The organism is Exiguobacterium sp. TNDT2 (genome assembly GCF_003331145.1).
In the GTDB taxonomy this organism is placed as follows: Bacteria; Bacillota; Bacilli; order Exiguobacteriales; family Exiguobacteriaceae; genus Exiguobacterium.
Map to the genome: position 1 here is coordinate 1 of NZ_QLVE01000066.1, position 3,930 is coordinate 3,930.

Consider the following 3,930-nt stretch of genomic DNA (forward strand, 5'->3'; position numbering starts at 1 on the left):
CATCCCACTTAAGAGCCTCAGTAGCCCACGTTCTAAACGGATTGTTTTGCGGGAGTGTGCTCGACACAGGGAAGGAAATCTCTTCGTAAAGATGCTTGAGGGACAGCTTGGTTCGTCGCAAAAGAAACGTCTTGTCTGACTCCGTAGCTGCACATCAAATCCAAACACACGCTCATCGTGCAATGTCCTGATGTATCGGCTATGGACACGATGTGAGCTTTTAGTGCAATGGGGACAGGGTGCGCACGACTTTTTTCCATGACAAATGAACTGATATGTTTCATCACGACGGTTCACCTCGACCACTTCTAGTTCTGGAAGAAACTCGTTTAACATGACTGATCCCTTCAATCCTTTTAGTAAACTAATTCCCGAAGATTACCTTCATCAAAAGTGAGGAAGAACCAATTTTAAACCGCTGTTGACACCGATTACGAAGGAAACCACACTCATTTTTAGTCATGAGTGTTCAGATCCTATCAGAAGAGGAGTCTCTCACTAATAGTTCATTCTTTTTCGTCGATTTCTGACTGTCCTGTCTCTTGGTTGTAGAAGCGACATAGGTTTCTATTTATAAGAATGTCTGAATAGAAAAACCCCTGATCTGCCGTATCTACTTTTCTTCACTAGAAGGGCCATTATAGAAGATATATTCCTAAAAACAGATATTTACTATTTCATAGAAGGACTCTTCACTCCTCCTACCAGGTCTATTTACATTAAAGAAACTCTAGAATTAAGGTGCAACAAAGCTAATCTCCTATTTAGTTGATGTATAATCAGTCTACCTATTTCAACCCAAGATGTTCTCTTAGTGTTTTTCCCTCGTACTGTTTTCTGAAAATCTCTCTTTTCTGCATTTCGGGAACAACTAATTCAATGAAGTCCTCTAAGCTCTCAGGTAGCGTAGGAGGCATGAGATTGAATCCATCTGCCACGCCTTTGTCTAGCCACATCTCCATCTGATCAACAATCTCTTCGGGTGTTCCGATTAAGGTGAAGTGGCCTCCACCGGCACTAAGAAATCCTAATAGTTCCTTTACTGTAGGATTAGTATCATGAATAATTTCAAGTATTGTCTCATATCGACCTACAGGACCATTAAATTGCTCTAAAGGTGGTAATGTGGGCACTTTTAAATCGATTTCCCAGTCCGTACAATCCATCTGGAGAAAATAACTCAGTTGTTTTAACGCTGTCTCTAGAGGCAACATTTCATCTAATGCTTGCTTTTTAGCCAAGGCTTCTTCACGGGTCTTTCCTACATATGTAACAAGACCTGGAAAAACTTTGATTTGCTGTTTGCACCCTCCATTTTGCTTGATGGCCTCATCTAACTTTTGACGATATTTCATAGCCTGACTTATATTCCAAGATACTGAATAGACTGCCTCCGAATGTTTGGCTGCTAGTTGAATACCTTGCTTTGAGGCCCCTGCTTGCATGGCCACCGGTTTTCCTTGAGGGCTCTTTGGTGTAGTGGATGGACCCCTCACATTAAAAAATTCTCCTTTGTGATTGATAGGGAAAATATTATCAGGGTTGATTAACTGACGTCGCACTCGGTCAGCGAGAACCTCTTCTCTATCCCAAGACAAGAAGAGTTTATGCATCAATTCTGCGAATTCATCTGCCTTCTTATACCTCTCTTCATGGGATGGAAGACTCTCCATGCCGTGATTCCATGCTTCTTCATCTCTCATAGACGTCACTAGGTTCCAACCCACTCTTCCATTTGTAATATGTTCTAGGCTCAACAACTGTCTTGAGGCTGTAAAAGGATTTGAAAAAGTACTCGAGATGGTTGAGACGAGCCCTACATATTTTGTCACCTGAGAAATAGCTGTCAAATTGATTAATGGGTCGAACCAAAATGCCGGTATTTCATTTGGTTCTTGTGCCAGGAAAGATTGACTGTCTGCGAAGAAGACAGCGTCAAAGCATCCTTTTTCAGCTAACTGCGCCAAGGATTGATAATATTCTATCTCCCCTACCCGGTTAACACTTGAGTTCGGCATCAACCACGCAGCCTGATGATGTCCACACCCATAAACCAAAACCCCTATATTAAGTTGATTCTTTTGAATAACCGTCATTACTCTTCCCCCTAAGACTAGACCAATATATTATGCCTTCCTATCTTACATATGGAGGTAATAATACATTTAGTTCATCGTTAGTCCACCATCTACTGTGAAATTTTGCCCTGTGATACCTTCCGCCTCTTTAGATGACAGATAAACGACCAAATGGGCCACCTGTTCCGGAGTTGTCACTTTTCTCAAAGGTGTAGAATTAGCAATCAGTTCAAAGACCTCTTGAGACGTTACTGAACTGGCATCAGTCACTTTCAACAAACCACCTGATACGACATTTGCTTTAATTCCGTATTGTCCCAGTTCAGAGGCTATATTGCGTGTAAAACCTATAAGTCCTGCTTTTGCGGTTGTATACTCGTGGTAGGGGACAACTGGATTTTGGTAGAGATTCGTACCAATACTGATGATACTTCCGTTTTGTCTCTCCATGAATTGGGGTAAGACACTTTGAATCGCATTGAAGGCCCCTTTTAATGTTCCATCCAGCTGTCTTTGATAATCTTTCCATGAAAGATCTATAAAAGACTTTTGCTGTATCGGATCGAATTTGAAGTCTACCAATGCATTATTGACCACCACATCAATTTGACCAAAATAGTTGGTCGCCACTTTCACCATCTCATCCACTTCTTGGCGATTTGTCACATCAGCGTATAGAGCTATAGCATTTTGTTCACCGAGCTCCGAAACAAGTCCTTCTGCCTTCTCTTTACTTTTGTAATAGTTAATCACTACATTAAACCCTTTTTCAACTAAAGCTTTTGCTATCGTAGCACCAAGACCCTTGCTACTTCCTGTCACCAAAACTGTTCTTTTCACGTCACCACTCCTATACTTTTAGTTGCAATCGCAAGTACAAATCAAAAAGTGAAAGATATTACCCCTGCACTGCCTTTAGTCTTTCCAATAAATCTAATTCTTCCGTACCAACTTTAAATGAATGTCTTTCTGAATAGTACTATCGGTTTACTGTTTAGGTAGAACCGACAAAGAATGTCGTTCAAACCTTTTCCCTAAAACCCAGGCGAGTAGAGCTCCACTAATGAAGCCAGCAGTCCTGTTCCAATCACCTCACTACCGGCTGCCATTATTCTCCTCTGTGTATACTTGTACAGTAGTCCTGCAAATGAGCAACCTACAGCGAGCAATCCATTAGCTTGAAAATTTGCAAAGATCTGATTTGTAATACAATGTACAATTGGCGCTCTTTCACGAACAGAGAGTTGCATGAGTATCCCTCCGCACTCGGTTGCTTTTTTAAACTGTTGTACAATGATCCATGCCTATTACCCCTTTCTTGAACGCAAAAAACCGCCTCCTGAAGATAGGAGGCGGCGAAAGACCAGTTAAATAGAAAGTATAAAAGGTTCGCACACTTCCCTCCGCTGGTATGACCCAGATCAGGTTCAAAGGGTCCGGACTCTTGTCCGTCTCAGCCAATTCGGCTCCCCTAGTGTATTTAGGTATTTTGTTTTCACGACCACTATAACAAATCCTAATTTTTATGTAAAGCCTGGTATCTACTGTCTACAGAGGTTGTGCAGGAAGTAAACCTTGTCTTACGAGTGTTTCGTACTAGATGTTTTAATTATAAGATACCTATTAGCTTGTATGATATTTTAAATGAGCTCTGATTTATAGGAATTGCTCTTCTTATTTTTCCCCCTCCCTAAAACCACACCAGGCTGTTTTTTTATCCTTGATGAATTATAAAATTAAGTGCAACATCTGAACGTGAACGCAAAAAAAGCCCACAGCGATGGCCTCGTTTAGAATGAAGTTACGACACAAACATTCAGACGGAGGAATCGCTATGAGCTACACCCATCTT

Annotated in this window: 4 protein-coding genes and 1 riboswitch; all 4 genes read right to left on the reverse strand. The window is 41.2% G+C overall.

Annotated features, from left to right (window positions below):
- Positions 1-336, reverse strand: a 336-nt coding sequence (locus DPV68_RS15215) for a transposase family protein (protein WP_198662343.1), incomplete at its 3' end; no start/stop codon positions are given.
- Positions 337-788: 452 nt separating this feature from the next.
- Positions 789-2,096 (reverse strand): LLM class flavin-dependent oxidoreductase, encoded by a 1,308-nt coding sequence (locus DPV68_RS14800; protein WP_114167517.1) that lies wholly within the window; start codon positions 2,094-2,096, stop codon positions 789-791.
- A gap of 69 nt (positions 2,097-2,165) precedes the next feature.
- Positions 2,166-2,918 carry a 3-oxoacyl-ACP reductase gene (locus DPV68_RS14805; RefSeq protein ID WP_029336160.1) on the reverse strand — a complete coding sequence of 251 codons (753 nt, stop codon included), beginning with the start codon at positions 2,916-2,918 and terminating at the stop codon, positions 2,166-2,168.
- Between the two features lie 194 nt (positions 2,919-3,112).
- Positions 3,113-3,328 carry a hydroxyethylthiazole kinase gene (locus tag DPV68_RS15170; protein ID WP_114167518.1) on the reverse strand — a complete coding sequence of 72 codons (216 nt, stop codon included), beginning with the start codon at positions 3,326-3,328 and terminating at the stop codon, positions 3,113-3,115.
- A gap of 131 nt (positions 3,329-3,459) precedes the next feature.
- Positions 3,460-3,561, reverse strand: a riboswitch (TPP riboswitch).
- Positions 3,562-3,930: the final 369 nt, after the last annotated feature.

What these genes read in the sequence shown, in the direction of transcription:
- DPV68_RS15170 (WP_114167518.1), bottom strand. Translation starts at nt 3,328, where the DNA reads ATGCAACTCTCTGTTCGTGAAAGAGCGCCAATTGTACATTGTATTACA.
- DPV68_RS14800 (WP_114167517.1), bottom strand. Translation starts at nt 2,096, where the DNA reads ATGACGGTTATTCAAAAGAATCAACTTAATATAGGGGTTTTGGTTTAT.